Below are 18,615 nucleotides of genomic sequence, written 5' to 3' on the forward strand. Positions count from 1 at the left end.
AGATGATATGGTGTTAATGTTCGGTGGGTTTGGAGGAATCGGTAACCCACCAACATTAATAAGGAGCATTTTAGAGAAAGGTGTGAAAGATCTTACTCTAATTGGAAATGATACAGGGTTTCCTGATGTTGGAATCGGACAATTAGTGACGGCTAAAAGAGTAAAAAAAATGATTACAACGCATATTGGATCAAATCCAAATGCTGGAAAGCAAATGACAGATGGTACGTTAGAAATAGAGTTCAGTCCTCAAGGTACATTTATCGAACGGATTCGAGCGGGTGGAGTTGGATTAGGCGGCGTTTTAGTAGATATTGGGATTGATAGTGTAATAGATGTTGATAAACAGAGAGTGAATGTATTTGGGAAAGAGTATTTAGTTGAAACTCCTCTCATTTCAGATGTTTCAATTGTATATGCGAAGAAAGCAGACCCCTTTGGGAATTTAGTTTTTGATAAGAGTGCTCGCAATACGAATCCTTATGTAGCAATGGCCGGAAAAATCACAATTGCGGAAGTTGATGAAATTGTTCCTTTAGGAGCATTAGAACCTGAAGAAATTATCGTACCTGGCGCTTTCGTAAACCACATCGTTCAATCGGAAGGGGTGAATTGGAAGTGGGTTTGGGAAAAATAAATCCTAGGGAAATGATGGCAAAACGAGCAGCAAAAGAAGTAAGGAACGGTATGATTGTAAATCTTGGGATTGGAATTCCTTCACTTATCCCAAATTACTTACCAGATGATTGCAAAGTAATGTTCCATGCAGAAAATGGTGTGTTAGGTTTAGGGCCTACTCCACAAAAAGGTGAAGAAGACGAGAATTTATGTAATGCTGCAGGATTACCTGTAACATTAATTCCAGGTTCCAGTTATTTTGATAGTAGTATAGCCTTTGCGATTATTCGAAAAGGTTTATTAGATTTAACTGTGCTAGGTGCTCTCGAAGTCAGTAAAAATGGCGATTTAGCAAATTGGATTGTCCCTGGTAAAAGAGTGCCAGGAATTGGTGGAGCAATGGACTTGGCTCAAAAATCAAAAAAAGTAATTGTTTTAATGAACCATACTAATAAAAATGGTGACCCTAAAATAGTCTCTGAATGTACACTTCCTCTTACATCTCCAAATTGCGTAGATTTAATCATTACTGAAATGGCCGTAATTGAAGTTAAAAAAGAAAGTGGAGAGCTTTGGTTAAATGAAGTAATGTCTCCATATTTAGTCAGTGATGTGATTGAGAAAACTGGCGCTCCACTATTTGTGAACCCAAATGTTATTGTTCATCGTTGGGAGTGATCAAAATTGGATTTGAAAGCTAAAATTAATGACTACATTCATAAAAATAAGAACAAGGCAATTGAATTACTTCAGAATCTAGTTCGTGAAAAAAGTGTTTCAGGAAATGAAGCTGCAGCACAAAAAAATGTCTCAAATTATTTACAGAATCTTGGATTAGTGATTGATCGCTTTGAGCCGTCAATTGAGGAATTAAAAAAATCATCCTATTTTATTTCAGAACGAACTTCATTTGAAAATAGTCCAAATATCGTTGCAATTTTAAAGGGAACAGGAAATGGTAGATCGATTATATTAAATGGGCATATTGATGTGGTTCCTGAAGGTGAAATAAGTAGTTGGGAGCGCCATCCGTATAGCGGTGCAATCGTAGGTAATCGCTTATATGGTAGGGGAACTACAGATATGAAGGGCGGAAATGTTGCTGCATTATTTGCGATCGAGGCAATAAAAAAATGTAATATTCCACTTAAAGGCGACATCTATTTTGAAAGTGTTATTGAGGAAGAAAGCGGAGGGGCAGGTACGCTAGCAACGATATTACGAGGATACGTTGCAGATGCTGTCCTTATTCCAGAACCAACTAAAATGAAAATATTTCCGAAACAGCAAGGCAGTGTTTGGTTTCGAATAAAAGTAAAAGGTAAAGTTGCCCACGGTGGAACGAGGTATGAAGGTGTTAGTGCAATTGAAAAAAGTATGATGGTTATTAATCATATAAATCAATTAGAAAAAGTTCGAAATACAAGATTACTAGATGATCCACTATACAAAAATGTGCCAATTCCAATCCCAATTAATATTGGAAAAATAAATGGGGGGACTTGGCCCTCCTCTGTCTCAGATTTAGTTACGCTTGAGGGAAGGCTAGGTGTTTCACCAGATGAAACAATCGAAGAAGCTAAACTTGAAATAACGAGGTGGCTTAAAACACTCTCATTAATTGATGATTGGTTTATTGAGAATCCGGTTGAGCTTGATTTTTTTGGAGCAAGATGGTTACCCGGTAGTATCGAACTTGGGCATCCATTTATGGAATCTCTGAAGAAATCCTATCAATACGTTTATAAAAATCAACCGATTATTGAAGCCTCTCCCTGGGGTACAGACGGCGGCTTATTTACACAGATAAAACAAATACCTACTATTGTGTTTGGACCAGGGGAAACGAAGGTTGCACATTATCCAAATGAATACATTGATCTAGATGAATTATTTCGTTGTGCGGAGATAATTGCTTACACATTACTAGATTGGTGTGGAGTCGATGAATAATGAAGTATTTTATCAAAACAAGTCTTAAAATATTTTCACGGAAATAATTGAGCTTTTATACTAAATATTATGTAAATAATCGACGAAACAGCAAGGATTAGATTAAAATTGATGATCTAGCTGAAATAGCAATACAATGTTGAGGGCTAACTTTAGGGTTAGTCCTTTTTTTGTTCTAATAATACTATTAAATAATCAGAAATTGATGAACGCTCATTTCTAACAAAACAGAATTGAGCTTTCTTTAGATTTAACCATATCATAATCATAGGTAATTGTTAAAAGAACTTCACTAGAGTGATAAATTTAATGGATTATTTTAACCTACCATAGGCTTCTAGATCCGTTCCAAAGATTCCAATAATATATTTTTTGAAAATTTAGAATTTACTCTTGAATAAAAGAATAAGCTTTATTATAATAAAAAAAAAGGATATCCTTCATAAATGAATGGGAGATTAAGAATGGAAGAATTAAAACAAAAAGTTCAAGATGAATTCGATAACTTTTCGAAGGGATTAAAAAAGGTTGCTAAATATTTCCTAGCAAATCCAGAAGACTTCGCAATGGACTCAGGTGTTCAAGTTGGGCAGAAGATTAATGTAAGTGAAACAACTGTTATTCGATTTTGTCATGCTCTAGGCTATAGTGGCTTTAGTCCATTACAAAGGGATATCCAGAGTCGTTTGTTGAATCGTAAAAGCAGTTTAGTTGAATATCATTCCGTGAAAAACAAGATGGACATGGATCGAGATTTTTCTAAGAAAATGATGCATAAGGACGCAGAATTAATCTTGCAAACTGCTGAAGGACTAAACGAAGAGGAATTTAATTTGGCAGTAGAACGATTAAGTCAATCTGAAAGGATCCTTGTTTCTGGCACCCGTTCTTCTCATGCTATGGCACATTGGTTTTCGTTTGCACTTGAACTAATCCGAGGGAACGTTAGGATGTTTCGACCAGATACGGATGATATTGTTTTACGCATAGGTGAAATGAATGAAAATAGTACGTTCGTGGCATTTTCTTTTCATCGGTACGCATTAGAAACAATTAATATGGCTAGAGAGGCGAAATTGCGTGGTGCGTTTGTGATTAGTTTTACCGATTCTGAGGTTGCACCGATTCGAGAGTATACTGATGTATTATTTACCGTACAGCTACCGATCAAGTCAACTTTGGATGTTAGTCCGGCAGTTTTTTCTCTTATGAATTCCTTACTTGGGGGAGTTGTAGTAAAAAATTCTGATCAGTTTATGAAGCGTACAAAGGCATATGAGAATTTTCACTTGCACCATTTCTTTGGGGAATAAAGGTTATCTTTGATGTACTTTCACGAATAAAGGTATAGAAGTTTCACCTCTTACTCTTTAAAAGAAAGTGGGTATGTAAATGGTTCAAATTAAACGATTGGAGGATATTACTGAAATAGAATCCATTCAAAAAATTGAAAAAGAAGTGTGGAATATGTCACCTATACCCATTCATCAAACGTACACAGCATCTCATAATGGCGGGTTGATTTTAGGAGCTTTTCACGAAAATCAATTAATAGGGTTTCAATATAGCTTTCCGGGGTATATGGACGGTAGATCCTATTTATGCTCCCATATGTTAGGGGTTTTACCTAGCTATCAAAAAAGTGGATTAGGTAAAAAATTGAAAGAGGCACAGAGGAAGTATGCTTTAGAAATGGGCTATTCATTAATTGTTTGGACATTTGATCCATTAGAGAGTGTTAATGCCTACTTAAACCTAAATAAGCTAAAGGGGATTGGTGCTACGTACATCGAAAATCATTATGGCGAGATGACTGACTCACTAAACAAAGGACTGCCTACTGATCGTTTTTTAGTAGAGTGGTGGATTCGTAGTGATCATGTATGTAAGGCCCCAAGTAGGGTGGACGTACAAGGGTACAAACCATTAGTAGATACAAAGCTTGATAACTTTGGCTTTCCGAGAATTAGTAGGGAATATGAAATCAATTTAACGGAAGATATTTATGTAGTTCCGATACCTGAAGACTTTCAACAAATAAAAACTAAACAGCCTGAGCTTGCAAAGGAGTGGCGGTATAAAACAAGAAAATGGTTCCAAATCTTGTGTGAAAATGACTTTGCTGCTAGTAATGTTATCCGAAATCCAGAAGGAAGAGTAAGTTATTATATTTTTGAAAAACGTGGGAATTTATCAATTTAAGCATTCAAACTCTTTTTTGGAGGAGAGATTTTTTGTGGTTAATTTTCGAAATAATGCTTTAACGGTTGATGGGCACTTTGATATTTTAATGGATGTTCAGATCCAACGGGAAAAGGGAAGAAAGAAAGTAATTGAAACAGATTATTACCCTAGATTTGTAAAGGGTGGAATTAATGTCATTATCGCATCCATATTTATAGACAGTGCATTTTTACCAGAAATGGCACTTCGTAAAGCACTAGGTCAAGTAAGTGCTCTTTATGAAGAAGTGCAAGAGTCTCCTGATAAATTAATGGTTTGTTATAACGGAGCTGACATGGATCTTGCAAAGGAACAAGGAAAGATTGGTTTCTTACTTTCTATTGAAGGGGCAGAACCAATCGGAACAGATCTTAGTTTATTACGAGTTTTTTATGAATTAGGTGTTCGTAATCTCGGACTAGTTTGGAGCAGGAGAAATGCAGTAGGAGATGGGAGTTTCTTTCAACCGGTCCCTGAAGGAAGAAAGGGGGGGATATCAAGCTTTGGTGTTAAGCTGATTAAAGAGGCAGAAAGACTAGGTATATCTATTGACGTATCCCACTTAAATGATGAAGGCTTCTGGGATGTCATTGAAATTTGTGAAACGCCAGTTATTGCGTCCCATTCCAACGCACGTTCCATTTGTTCAACAATGAGAAATTTGACGGATGAACAAATGATGGCGATTGCTTCCACAAATGGTGTAATTGGGATAAATGCTGCTAGTATGCTAGTATCTGAAGATGATTCTAAAAGTAACATTGTTCAGCTCGTTAATCACTTAGATCATATTGTGGATGTAGCAGGAATTGAACATGTTGGAATAGGGTTAGACCTTTGTAATGATTTTATGAAATACCTATCACCAGATGATTTAGCAAGTTTACCAAGAGTACCCTTTGATGTGATCGATGGACATGACCAATTACCTTTTTTTATCGAAGAACTAATGAATCGAGGGTATAAAGTAGACGAAATAACAGCGATATTAGGAGGTAATTTTAGAAGAATTTATTAACGAAGTGGATGGCTTTTACAATACCTATTCACTTTCATAGGAGGTTTTAGAATGACTTATAGTCCAATTTCGATTCGGCAAATTACGTTGAACCGATTAAACATGAAGTTAAATTCTCCATTCACCACGAGCTTTGGTACTTTTCAGGATAAAGAGTTTTATATCATTGAAGTGGAGGATGAGGAAGGGAACATTGGATTTGGAGAATCTGTAGCCTTTTCAAGTCCTTGGTACAGTGAGGAAACGGTTAAAACAAATAAACATATTATGGAAGATTTTCTCATTCCATTATTATTTAAGGCACCTATTCTTCATCCTGATGAAGTATCTGAACGTTTCCAACCCATTAGAAAAAATAATATGGCAAAGGCTGGATTAGAAGGAGCGGTTTGGGATCTTTATGCTAAACGCCAAAAATTACCGCTCTATAAAGCACTTGGTGGAAACAAAGAGCAAATCGATGTTGGAATTAGTATCGGTCTCCAGCCAACAGTAAAAGGGCTTCTTCAATTGGTGGAGTCTCATGTCGAGTCTGGTTACAAACGGATAAAATTAAAAATTAAACCGGGTTTCGATTACGATCTGTTAAAAGAAGTAAGAAGGGAATTTCCAACTATTTCAATGATGGCTGATGCAAATTCTGCTTATACTTTATCTGATATAGAGATATTAAAAAAACTCGATGAATTTAATTTAACGATGATTGAACAGCCGTTAAGTCATGATGATATTATTGACCATGCCAAATTGCAGCAACAACTAAGAACACCAATTTGTTTGGATGAAAGTATCCATTCACTGGAAGATGCTAGAAAAGCAATAGAATTAGGTAGCTGTCGAATTATTAATATCAAAATTGGGCGTGTTGGCGGACTGACTGAGGCCAAAAGGATACACGATTATTGTTTAATGAAAGGAATTCCCGTTTGGTGTGGAGGTATGCTTGAAGCAGGCATTGGACGTGCCCATAATATTGCCTTAACCTCATTAAATCAGTTTATTTTACCAGGAGATACGGCTGCATCGGCAAGTTACTGGGAGCGAGATATTATCGATCCTGAGGTAATAGTAGACCAGGGAGTTATTCATATACCACAGAAATTCGGTATCGGTTATGACATTAATCGAGAGGCGTTAGAATACTATTGCGTCGAAAAAAATGTATTTCAAGAATCGAATTACAAAGTGGAAACTTAAAATTTAGAAAAGTCAGAAAATATAATTGACTAGAAATTCTAAGTAATTATATAATAGGTTAAAAGGAAATACTTTATAATTTATAAAAATGAAGTGTTTACTTTTTTAAAGAAATACTTACAAGTTTAATCAGTTATTGATAATACAACTTGAATCTTCAACTAATCTTCTAATCTACCCCCTAAGAAATCTTACTTAAGTAAATGTAATGTTCCCACCCTTTCATTTAGAAATCTATCACCAAAAAGAGATTAATTTAAATTTTAGTATTCACACTTAAAGTTAAATAACTTTAGGTTTAATAAAATATTAAGGGAGAGTGCTGTAATGGGACACAATGTTTTGAAAAAAGTAAAAGAATTTGAAGGTTACTGTAATGAAATAGTAGAGAAGTATCAAATTCCTGGGTATTCTATTGGTCTATCAAAAAATGGTGAACTCTTCTATGAAAGCGGTTTCGGTTTCCGTGATAAAGAAAATGAGTTAGCATTATCCTCTGACACAGTACTTGGAATTGGCTCTGTAACTAAATCTTTTACTTGTGTAGCAATTCTCCAATTACAAGAGGCAGGGAAATTATCTGTTCATGATCCTATTCTTAAATATTTACCAGAGTTTAAGACAAGCAATGATGAATATACAAAACTGATGACTCTCCACCATTTTATGACACATTCAGCAGGGCTTTCTCCAATTCCTAGTCTTTATGGTGCTATGAGTAAAACGCTAGCATTAGATCCGAAATTTGATGACGGCAAAGAGGAAGAAAAGTCTCCTGAAATCCCATACATTGCTACATACGAGGAATTAATGGAATCGATCGCTAAGGGAGAATATGCATTGCTTGGTGCTCCTGGTACTGAATTTAGTTATTCTAATGACTGTTATGCTTTACTCGGAGCTGTTGTGGAAAGAGTCAGCGGTATAACTTATGAGCAGTATATGAAGGATTTTATATTAGATCCTGCTGGTATGAAGAATAGTGTCTTCCATCTTCATGAATTGGAAGGGCACGATGATATTTCTAACTTATATGCTTCTAGAAAAATAGATGATGAGACGATTGTGTTTGAGTCAAATAATCCATGGGATGCACCATCGATGCGTGCAGCTGGATTCTTAAAATCAACAGTAAACGATATGCTGAAATATGCAGAAATCTTCCGAAATGAAGGTAAAGTAGGAGATGCTCAAATTTTGACTCCTGAGAGTGTTGAAGCTATGACGACTCCTTATATCCAATGCGGATATACTGAATTTTATGGATACGGAGTAATGATTCATCCAGATTTCTATGGATATAAACTTGTTGAACATGGCGGTTCTATTAAAGGGGTATCAGCCCAACTGAATATTATCCCTGAGTTAGGTTTAACTGGTTTTTCTAATGCTAATTTAATAGGTGTTCCTTCTAAGAAACTTTTAAATAGTGCCTTTGCAGATTATTTGGAAAAACCATTAAAATCTTCACACTTAAACATGTCGGAAATTCAATTAAATGTAGATCAATTACAAGAATTTGTAGGGAAATATGTTTCAGGTGAGGGCGGTAAGGTTGAGTTTTCAATCAATGATGAAGGGAAACTTTGTGCTCAAATGGAAGGGATGGTAGACTCTCTCGTAAAACCGATTGAGGAAGATTGGTTCTTATTTGAAATGAGAGAAGATGAATATTCTATTCAATTTAAAAGAGATGAAGAAGGAAAAATTATTCGTTGTGTATTTGGATTCAGACAATTAGTAAAAACGGAATAAGGAGGCTAGTCAATTGCGTACAAAAACTGCACGTAAAATATTCCCAAGATTCGCACTATTATCAGTGAGCGTTCTTACTATTTTTGCAATGACTGCATGTAATTCTACTGACCAAGCATCGACGAATAATAAAAAAAATGCGACAACCACTTCAGCGGCACCACAAACAGGTGGAACGATTACAGTGGGGCTTTCGCAGGAACCAGATACTCTTGATATTCAAAAAACAGCAATGAGTACAGCAGATGAAATTTCAAATCGGTTAGGAAATACACTTTTAACTCTTGACCCAAAAACGAATGAAATTGCACCAGGTCTTGCAGAAAGCTACCAGGTATCAAATGATGGAAAAACGATTACGTTTAAAATTCGTCAAGGTGTTACCTTCCATGATAGTACGCCTTTAACATCAAAGTCATTTAAAGAAACATTTGATCGTATGTTAAATCCAGCAACTGGTGCGCCTTTAGTCAGCTTTTTAGCTGGTGTAAAATCGGTTTCGACTCCAGACGATCAAACACTAGTCGTTGATTTAGAACAACCATCGGCACCTTTTTTAAATAACTTAACAACTGGGTTTTTACAGCCATTATCTGTATCCTCTATCAATAAGGATGGAGCTAATTATGGAAGGAACCCTGTCGGAGTTGGTCCTTGGAAGTTTGAGAAATGGACAACGGGACAATCTGTTACATTAGATCGAAATAATGACTATAATTGGGCGCCATCCTTTTTCGCAAATAAAGGAAAGGCTTACCCAGATAAATTAGTTTATAAATTTATTACGGATCCCCAAACGATGCTTGCTGCTCTTGATAGTAGCTCGATTGATGTCCTAGTAAATGCAGCTCCAAAAGATGCTGAAAGATATCGCAAAAATAATAAGTTCCAAGTCCTCGATGCTGATCAACAAGGGCTAGGATTATTCTTAGAAATGAATCTTGATAACGAATTGTTAAAGGATAAAAATGTGAGAACAGCATTGAATATGGCTATTAACAAAGATGCCATCATTAAAGCTGCCCTTAATGGTGAAGGAACAGCGGCATATGGACCACTTTCATCCTCTATTTTTGGATATGATCCGAATGTGAAAGAATATGGCATTAAATACAATAAAGACGAAGCTATCAAACTATTAGAAAGCTCAGGCTGGAGTAAAAATAGTCAAGGTATTATGGAGAAAAACGGAAAGAAACTAGAGTTTGATCTTTCAGTTTATAGTACACAAAGTCAAGCTGCACAAATCGTTCAAGCGATGTTAAAGGATGTAGGCGTTAACATTAATATTAAGCAAATGGAAACAGCAACCCTAATCCAAAAAGCATCTAAAGGAGAATTTGATCTTTCATTCTTAAGTTATTCTTATTCTGATCCTGACATTCTTTATATGCTATTCCATTCAAGTCAAATTGGTGGATTAAATCACATTCGAGTGAAAAATCCAGAACTTGATGCTTTATTAGAAAAAGGCAGAACAACTACCAATGCTGAGGAAAGAAAGCAAATTTATGCCGACGCTCAAAAGTTGATTGTTGAAAATGCCTACTGGGTGCCAGTCTACTCTCCTAAAGTGTTTTATATTGTCAATAAGAGAGTACATGATATAAAACTTCAGTCAACAAATATACTTTTAAATGACAGTTGGGTGAGTAAGTAATGACTCAATACATTCTAAACCGGATCATTTCAGCCATCATTGTTATCTTTGGTATCTCGATCCTCTCATTTTTTCTAATACACTTGATACCTGGTGATCCAGTCAAAATAATGCTCGGTATAAATGCATCACCAGAACAAGTAGCAAAATTAACACACCATTTGGGGCTGGATAAGCCCCTTTTGGTTCAATATTTACAATACATTAATAATGTTTTTCACGGTGATTTTGGGACATCCTTGAAAACCGGTAGACCAGTATTGACTGAAATCTTGGATCGTTTCCCTGAAACAATAAAGTTAGCAGCAACTGGGATGGTATTTGCGGTCATTATTGGAATCGCGTTGGGTATTTTAGCAGCGAAATACAAGGATACGATAATCGATACATTTTGTACCGGCCTAGCAACCTTAGGTGTTTCTATTCCAAGCTTTTGGTTAGGAATCTTATTAATTTTAGTATTTTCGGTAAAATTAAGCTGGTTTCCGATAGCTGATGGAACTGGACTCAGATCACTCATTCTACCTGCTATTACTTTAGGAGTAGTCATGTCTACTATGATTAGTAGATTAACTAGAAATGGAATGGTGGAAGTTTTATCAAATGACTTTATTCGTACTGCACGCTCAAAAGGTCTAGAGGAACGTCATATCTTATTCCGCCATGCCTTTAGAAATGTGCTAATTCCAATCATTACTGTCATTGGATTGCAAATAGCAGCTCTGCTTGGTGGTACGGTAATTATCGAGCAAGTCTTTAACTGGCCAGGTTTAGGTACACTTTCCATTGGTGCGATTATGTCAAGGGATTTTCCAATGATTCAGGGTACTGTCTTATTTATGGGAGCTGTTTACGTTAGCGTTAATATTTTAGTAGACATCGTTTACAGTTTAATCGATCCACGTGTTAAATTGAATGAAAAGGGTGAAGGGTAATGGCAAAATTGAGTGAGGCATATAAACCAATTGAGGCTCCCACTCTACGTAGGAAGCCTAAACTTATTAAACTCACAAATTTTCATAAAATTCTAAGCTATAAGCGGGCCAAATACTGCTTAATTTTCTTACTATTAATTGTTTTAATTGGCATTTTTGCCCCATTCATTGCACCGTATAATCCTGAAAAGCCTTTCTATGATGCCATTTTACAAGCCCCAAATAAAGAGCACATTTTCGGAACGGATTCATTAGGAAGGGATGTATTTTCGCGGCTAGTTTATGGGGTTCGTGTTACTTTAACTGTATCCACATTAGCTTTAGGTATCACTTTAGTTGCTGGTACGTTTATAGGGTTAATTAGTGCATATATTGGAGGGCTTGTTGATAACATTTTAATGCGGATCATGGATGTTTTGTTAGCTTTACCGAGTATTGTTTTAGCTCTTGCCATTGTCGCGATATTAGGTCCAAGCCTTACAAATGCCATGATTGCTGTTGGAATCGCTTCAATACCGGGCTTTGCTAGATTAACTAGAGGTGCTGTATTGACGGTGAAATTTTCTGATTTCGTCGAAGCAAGTCGTTCGATAGGAAGCTCAAATAGTTGGATATTGAGAAGACAAATTTTACCAAATATTTTTGGGGTTCTACTTGTTTATACAACTTTATTTATCGGAGTTGCCATTTTAGATACAGCTGGACTTAGTTTCATTGGACTCGGTGCCCAACCGCCCACACCTGAATGGGGAACCATGCTCAGTGAGGGGAAGCAATATATTAATGACGCTTGGTGGTTAGCTACATTTCCTGGTTTAGCGATTACGGCAGTTGTGTTTTCAGTTAATTTTTTAGGTGATGTTTTGAGAGATGTATTTGATCCAAAAGCATCAAGGTAACGAGAAGGAGAGGGCGATTATGTCTAATGTGCTAGAAGTAAGAGGCCTTACCACGGAATTTAAAAGTAAGCAAGGTTCGCTTAAGATTATAGAGAACATTGATCTTACTGTAAAAAAAGGCGAGATACTAGGAATAGTTGGGGAATCGGGCTGTGGAAAGAGTGTGACTTCTCTTTCAATCCTTCAGCTATTAGATAAAAAGGCTAAAATTGCTAGTGGCACCGTTACATTTAACAATACTAACTTAGTTGATAAAACTGAAAAAGATATGAGGAAAATAAGAGGAAACGAAATATCTATGATTTTTCAAGATCCTATGACATCTCTTAATCCTGTTTTAACAATTGGAATCCAAATAGGCGAAGTGATTCAAAAGCATCAAAAGTTAACTGGATCAAATTTGAAAAAAAAGGTTGTACATTTATTACAATTAGTTGGAATACCACGTCCAGAAGCCATCTATCACGAATACCCACACCGTTTATCGGGAGGAATGAAGCAACGTGTCATGATTGCCATGGCCATATCTTGTAATCCATCACTTTTAATTGCTGATGAACCAACCACTGCACTTGATGTAACAATTCAAGCTCAAATATTAGCTTTACTTAAATCCCTAAAAGATGACTTACATATGTCGATTTTGCTTATTACACATGATCTTGGAGTAGTAGCAGAGATGTGTGATCGAGTAGTGGTTATGTACGCTGGACAGGTTGTGGAAACAACGGATACAAGAACACTTTTGCGTAATCCTAGGCATCCTTATACAATCGGGTTGATTCAATCCACTCCTCATCAATCTAAAGGCGAGAAACGTCTTAAATCGATTCCAGGTCAAGTTCCAACTCCTGACAACTATCCAAAAGGCTGTCGTTTTGCTGACAGATGTCCAAAAGTGTTGGGAATATGCAGAAATAGCCTTCCACCACTTATCGAAGTTGATGATCAAACATCTTGTAGATGTTGGTTGGTACAACAAAAGGAGACGTTCGTATGACAGCCCCCCTATTACAAGTGAAACAGTTAGAAAAAAAGTTTAAGACCAATAAGTCCTGGTTTAAACCTCCTCAATTTGTACGTGCAGTAAATGGGGTTAGCTTGAATCTAAATCAGGAGGAGACCCTCGGGATCGTTGGAGAATCCGGTTGTGGAAAATCAACAACTGGCAGATGCTTATTACGTCTTATTGAACCCACAAGTGGAGAAGTAATTTTTCAAGGAACAGATATCACTAAACTTAGTAAAAAAGAAATGAATAAATTTCGTAAGGACATTCAGATGGTATTTCAAGATCCAATGGCTTCCTTAAATCCGAAACTGACAGTGAGAGAAATTCTATCTGAACCTTTAATATCCAATCGTGTTCCAAGGAAAGAACATTATGATTTAATTAATGATACTCTTAGTTTAGTAGAACTCTCAGAAAGCTATTTATCAAGATACCCGCATGAACTTTCTGGTGGACAACGCCAACGTATTGGGATTGCAAGAGCGATTATCATAAGACCAAAGGTAGTAATTCTTGATGAACCCGTTTCTGCATTGGATGTTTCAGTTCAGTCTCAAATTCTTAATTTGTTACAAGACTTACAAGAAGAACTAGGTCTTTCGTATATTTTCATTTCACATGATTTAAGTGTAGTAGAACATATCGCACATCGAGTTGGTGTAATGTATCTTGGGGAAATCGTGGAAATTGCAGATAAGGAACAATTATTTAAAAAGCCTTTGCACCCATATACACAAGCGCTAATCTCTGCTATTCCAAAGACGGATCCAGACGATCATAAAGAGCGTATCATTCTTACTGGAGAGTTACCTTCCCTAGACAACCCTCCAAGTGGATGTGCTTTCCATCAACGATGTATCCATGGCATGGATTCCTGTAAAACACTTAAGCCTCAAATGAAAGAAGTAGAAGGAAGAAGAGTAGCTTGTCATTTGTATAATGAAGAGAATAAAGTATGATGGACGGATAGTGAAGCCCAGATAATTGGATTCACTTTCTTCATTTTGGAGGAGATAAAATGAGTATAAGACTAACTAGACCAGAAGATATTTATCGCTTTGAATGGCCAAGTAATCCCGTGATTTCACCTGATGGGAAACAAGTAATCTATGAAAAAACGAAAGCCCGTCAGAAAGAAAATGATTATAATACCCATTTGTTCTTAGTTGATATAGAAGGAAAAACGGATCTGCAACTAACTACTAACGGAACAAGTAACACCCATCCTATATGGTCGCCAAACGGAAACATCATTGCATATCTTTCTAATCGTAGTTTTGGTTCGCAAATTTGGCTATTATCGTTAGACTCTAAGCAGGAGAGCTGTCTAACTAAATTTAAACATGGCATTAGCTCAGTTGTTTGGTCACCAAAAAGAGATATAATTTATGGTTTAGTGCCAGTAGCACAAAACGGAGAAGTAGAAGTGTTTTATGAAAATATTACAGAAGCGGAAGCCATTGATGAAATCAGTACTCGAAATAAGCAATGGCTTGAAGGCTCGAAAAGTTTCAACAAGCTTTATTACAAAAATGATGGGATTGGACTTCAAACCCCATACACTCGCCAGCTTGTTTCAATAAATGTCAAAACCGGGGAATTCAAACAATTAACGAATAGGCCAAATCATATCTCAGATCCTACTATTTCACCAGATGGGAAATATATTGCTTTTACTTCTTCAAATGATGGAGAGAGTGGACTATATGGTAAAAGTATCTACTCTATATCTGTTCATGGTGGAGAAGAAAAATTGTTGTATTCAAAAGCAAATGCGCATTCCCCATCTTATTCACCTGATGGAAAGTGGATCGCGTATTTTTCATACCTTCATAATCAAATTCAATTACAACTTATTCCGGCTGATGGAGGAGATATAAGGTATTTAAGCAAACAATATCATGATACGCTAAGTGATATGATTTTTACTGATATGCGCTTCCTAAAAAGTCCTTTGAAACCTCAGTGGTCTAAAAATGGAAAGTACGTTTTTTGCCTCGGTACTAGGGAAGGCAGGAATGAAGTTGTCCGATTTGCTGTGGATGATTCAGATGGCAGAGGGCGTATAGTAATTGGTGGGGACAGGACTATTTTTCATTTCTCTTATTATGGTGATCAAACATTTGTTATAGCGTATTCGTCCGTTGAACACCCAGGGAAAATTGCTGTTGTTAGTATTGAGGATAATACCGGATACAATTATATAAAGAGAGAACCAACGGAAGCTTTTTCTATTCTAGAAGCACCATCTTTATCCACAAACGAAGTACGGTTAGATCACTGCAATGACGCCTACTTATCTGAGGTAAAGGTAGTCAAACCAGAAGTCTTTTCGTATTTTTCAGAGGATAATTGGCAGATTCAAGGATTTGTTCTTAAACCAGCTAATTTTGAAGAAGGAAAAAAATACCCTGTATTATTAGATATTCATGGTGGTCCCCATTCCTCGTTCGGCTATACTTATTTTCACCAAATGCAACTATTCTCTGCACAAGGATTTGCTGTGGTTTACCTTAATCCACGAGGGACTTCAGGCTTTGGTGAAAATTTTACGAATGCAGTGTGTGGCCATTATGGCGGGAAGGATATGATCGACCTTTTTAATGGATTAAACGAGGCTTTACGTCGTTTTGATTTTCTTGATAAAAACAAAGTGGCAGTCAATGGGATCAGTTATGGTGGATTTATGGTGAATTGGCTAATTACTCACACCGATCAATTTTTTGCTGCTGTTTCAGAAGGTTGTATTTCAAATTGGATATCGATGTATGGTACTAGTGATATTGCGCCGGAATTTATGGATGTAGAATTTAAAGGGAAAACGGATGTAGTATCACTTTGGAAACGCTCTCCACTTGCTTATGTGGAAAATGTGAATACACCACTTTTGCTTCTTCATAATGAGAGCGATTTAAGGTGTCCTATTGAACAAGCTGAGCAGTTTTATTCACACATTAAACGCAAGGGAGGAGAGGTACAATTTGCTCGGATACCGAACTCTAGCCACGCACTTCTTCAAATTGGGAAACCTACGCTGCGAATTGAAAGGTTAGAAGCCATTCTAGATTTTGTAACAGCACAGTTACAAGAATCATTTGCAAAAGGGAGTTTGGCAATTTATGAATGAGATTAATTCATGGGTTTCTCAGCATGATGAGTCGATAAAGTCCACTTATCAATACCTTCATAAACATGCTGAAATTAGTTGGAAAGAATTTGAGACAACTAGATTCTTATGTGAACAATTAGAAAAATTGAATATACCCTACGAAACGTTTGAGGACATAACAGGTGTCGTTGGATACTGGGGGAATAAAGATGAAGGACCTACAATTGGGATCAGATCAGATATGGATGCTTTGTGGCAGCTAGTGGATGGAGAATGGAAAGCGAATCATTCTTGTGGTCATGACGCTCATATGACTATGGTCCTGTATGCCATAACTTGTTTGAAGGAAATTGGATATGAACCTAAAGGATTAATAAAAATAATCTTTCAACCAGCAGAGGAAACTGGGAAAGGTGCAAAAGCAATGATTGAAAAAGGGGTTCTAAATGACGTGAAACTTTTACTTGGTCTTCATGTGCGTCCTGTTCAAGAATTGAAATTTGGAGAAGCGGCACCTGCTATCTATCATGGGGCTACTACTTTATTAAAAGGGACTATTAAAGGCCTACAGGCTCATGGCGCTAGACCCAATCTCGGCATAAATGTTGTAGATTCTCTTGGAGCGATCATTCAAGCAGTCAATGCGGTAAAGGTAGATCCATCTGTTTCTGCATCTGCAAAGTTGACAATGGTTAGGGCTGGTGGAGATCATGTAAATATCATCCCAGACTTTGCTGAGTTCGGAATTGATGTACGTGCCGAACGAAATGAAATAATGAAAGAGTTAATCAAAGATATTGAACAAGCGGTTTTTGTAGCTGGAACGGCCAATCATGCGGAAGTTTCTATGGAAACCATTGCAGAAATGGTGGCTGCTGAAAAGAGTCACGTAATGGAAGAGGTTGTAAAAGAGGCAATCCTTGAAGCGATAGGTGAAGATTGCTTGGCTCCAGCGGTTATTACTCCTGGAGGAGAAGACTTTCATTTTTACAAAACTAACTTCCCTCATTTACAAACAACAATGATCGGTTTAGGAACAGATTTGAAGCCAGGCTTGCATCACCCGAATATGAGTTTTAATCTTGATTCACTATCAAACGGTGTTAAAATCTTAAGTACTGCTATGATCAAGATGTTGGCGTTATAACAATAAATGGTAGAGGACTCGGTTATTTACGAGTCTTTTTTATTTTGTAAGAGAATTTATAATACAAGGGAATGATAATGGAACACTAAATAGTAAAAAGATAAAGGGAGGACTTTTATGCGAAAAATAACTTTATTTTTTCTATGTCTATTTTTGTGGATACAGTTGCCAGAAAAAACACATGCTGCAGACAAAATTCCAATTTTAATTTATCATTCCATTGATGAGTTTACTGGTCATGGAGTAAGAGACTTGTTTGTCTCGCCAGAGAATTTTGAAAAGCAAATGATCTATTTACGTGATCATGGATTTACGCTTTTAACTTTTGAACAATGGGGAGACCGTAATAACGTAAAGAAACCTGTATTTATTACAATTGATGACGGTTATAAAAATAACTTAAATGTGTTAAAAATCTTTCAAAAATTGAAATCGGATACGTTTACACCAAGAGCAACTATATTTGCGATATCCGACTATATTGGATGGCCGGATCGTCTTTCTAGCACGGATTTAAAAAAGATGTCTGATTCAGGGGTGTTTTCAATCCAATCGCACACTGCAACCCATCCAGATTTAAGGAAGATAGATGATTATAATCATGAGTTGAAAGATTCCAAAGATAAGATCCAATCAATCACTGGAAAAGCTGTGATAGCCCTCTCTTATCCTTATGGTTATCATAATGATAAAGTAATTGAGGAAACAAAAAAATACTATAAATTTGCAGTAGCGACAGATCCAAAATATTTTCTAGAAAAGGGTACAAAGAATGAAGACTATCTTTTACCTAGAATCTATATTAAGTATGACACTACGATGGCTGAATTTGCTAAGATTGTAGAAGGACAGGCTAAGGTAATTGTAAATTTTAGAGAATCTGAGACTATTTATTACGATTGAAATAGGGTTACTCATAAGTCTTTGTAAGTTAGACTCTATGAGTTAACCTTTTTTTTGTTAATCAGCTTAAAGATATTTGCTTAGTTAAATGATTATTTTTTCATCAATCATGGGGAAAATTACCTTTTTTTAACTTTGTCGATAAATAGGAGGTTTGTGAATAGTTTGTCTCATGGTATGATATAG

16 protein-coding genes are annotated in these 18,615 nt (G+C 36.4%); all 16 read left to right on the forward strand.

Annotated features, from left to right (window positions below):
- Positions 1-7: 7 nt before the first annotated feature.
- Complete coding sequence (locus tag CN946_RS03820) at positions 8-637, forward strand: CoA transferase subunit A (protein ID WP_286133816.1); 630 nt, start codon at positions 8-10, stop codon at positions 635-637.
- 11 nt (positions 638-648) lie between these two features.
- Entirely contained in the window at positions 649-1,296 is a 648-nt protein-coding gene (locus CN946_RS03825; protein WP_483295368.1) for a 3-oxoacid CoA-transferase subunit B, read from the forward strand.
- Positions 1,297-1,302: 6 nt separating this feature from the next.
- The gene (locus CN946_RS03830; RefSeq protein ID WP_098859973.1) at positions 1,303-2,571 is read left to right on the forward strand and encodes a peptidase; all 1,269 of its coding nucleotides are present in this window, start codon (positions 1,303-1,305) and stop codon (positions 2,569-2,571) included.
- Between the two features lie 464 nt (positions 2,572-3,035).
- Positions 3,036-3,884, forward strand: a complete 849-nt coding sequence (locus CN946_RS03835; RefSeq protein ID WP_176547196.1) for a MurR/RpiR family transcriptional regulator — start codon at positions 3,036-3,038, stop codon at positions 3,882-3,884.
- 79 nt (positions 3,885-3,963) lie between these two features.
- Positions 3,964-4,773 (forward strand): GNAT family N-acetyltransferase, encoded by an 810-nt coding sequence (locus CN946_RS03840; protein ID WP_286133808.1) that lies wholly within the window; start codon positions 3,964-3,966, stop codon positions 4,771-4,773.
- A gap of 34 nt (positions 4,774-4,807) precedes the next feature.
- Positions 4,808-5,812 (forward strand): dipeptidase, encoded by a 1,005-nt coding sequence (locus CN946_RS03845; protein ID WP_286133809.1) that lies wholly within the window; start codon positions 4,808-4,810, stop codon positions 5,810-5,812.
- A gap of 51 nt (positions 5,813-5,863) precedes the next feature.
- On the forward strand, positions 5,864-7,009 hold the full coding sequence (gene menC / locus CN946_RS03850; protein WP_098859975.1) for an o-succinylbenzoate synthase: 1,146 nt from the start codon (positions 5,864-5,866) through the stop codon (positions 7,007-7,009).
- Between the two features lie 327 nt (positions 7,010-7,336).
- Positions 7,337-8,764, forward strand: a complete 1,428-nt coding sequence (locus tag CN946_RS03855; protein WP_098859976.1) for a serine hydrolase domain-containing protein — start codon at positions 7,337-7,339, stop codon at positions 8,762-8,764.
- A 13-nt stretch (positions 8,765-8,777) separates the two neighbouring features.
- Positions 8,778-10,424 (forward strand): ABC transporter substrate-binding protein, encoded by a 1,647-nt coding sequence (locus tag CN946_RS03860; protein WP_098859977.1) that lies wholly within the window; start codon positions 8,778-8,780, stop codon positions 10,422-10,424.
- Complete coding sequence (nikB, locus tag CN946_RS03865) at positions 10,424-11,359, forward strand: nickel ABC transporter permease (RefSeq protein WP_098859978.1); 936 nt, start codon at positions 10,424-10,426, stop codon at positions 11,357-11,359. The genes CN946_RS03860 and nikB overlap by 1 nt, the downstream gene beginning before the upstream one ends.
- On the forward strand, positions 11,359-12,258 hold the full coding sequence (locus CN946_RS03870) for an ABC transporter permease (RefSeq protein WP_098859979.1): 900 nt from the start codon (positions 11,359-11,361) through the stop codon (positions 12,256-12,258). The genes nikB and CN946_RS03870 overlap by 1 nt, the downstream gene beginning before the upstream one ends.
- A 19-nt stretch (positions 12,259-12,277) precedes the next feature.
- Positions 12,278-13,258, forward strand: coding sequence for an ABC transporter ATP-binding protein (locus CN946_RS03875; protein WP_098860119.1), 981 nt, complete (start codon positions 12,278-12,280; stop codon positions 13,256-13,258).
- Entirely contained in the window at positions 13,255-14,229 is a 975-nt protein-coding gene (locus tag CN946_RS03880; protein ID WP_098859980.1) for an ABC transporter ATP-binding protein, read from the forward strand. The genes CN946_RS03875 and CN946_RS03880 overlap by 4 nt, the downstream gene beginning before the upstream one ends.
- Positions 14,230-14,288: 59 nt before the next feature.
- Entirely contained in the window at positions 14,289-16,397 is a 2,109-nt protein-coding gene (locus CN946_RS03885) for an alpha/beta hydrolase family protein (protein ID WP_098859981.1), read from the forward strand.
- Complete coding sequence (locus CN946_RS03890; RefSeq protein WP_098859982.1) at positions 16,390-17,526, forward strand: M20 peptidase aminoacylase family protein; 1,137 nt, start codon at positions 16,390-16,392, stop codon at positions 17,524-17,526. The genes CN946_RS03885 and CN946_RS03890 overlap by 8 nt, the downstream gene beginning before the upstream one ends.
- A 117-nt stretch (positions 17,527-17,643) precedes the next feature.
- Positions 17,644-18,429 carry a polysaccharide deacetylase family protein gene (locus CN946_RS03895; RefSeq protein ID WP_098859983.1) on the forward strand — a complete coding sequence of 262 codons (786 nt, stop codon included), beginning with the start codon at positions 17,644-17,646 and terminating at the stop codon, positions 18,427-18,429.
- Positions 18,430-18,615 lie beyond the last annotated feature (186 nt).

This window comes from Bacillus sp. AFS053548 (assembly GCF_002575105.1).
In the GTDB taxonomy this organism is placed as follows: domain Bacteria; phylum Bacillota; class Bacilli; order Bacillales; family Bacillaceae_G; genus Gottfriedia.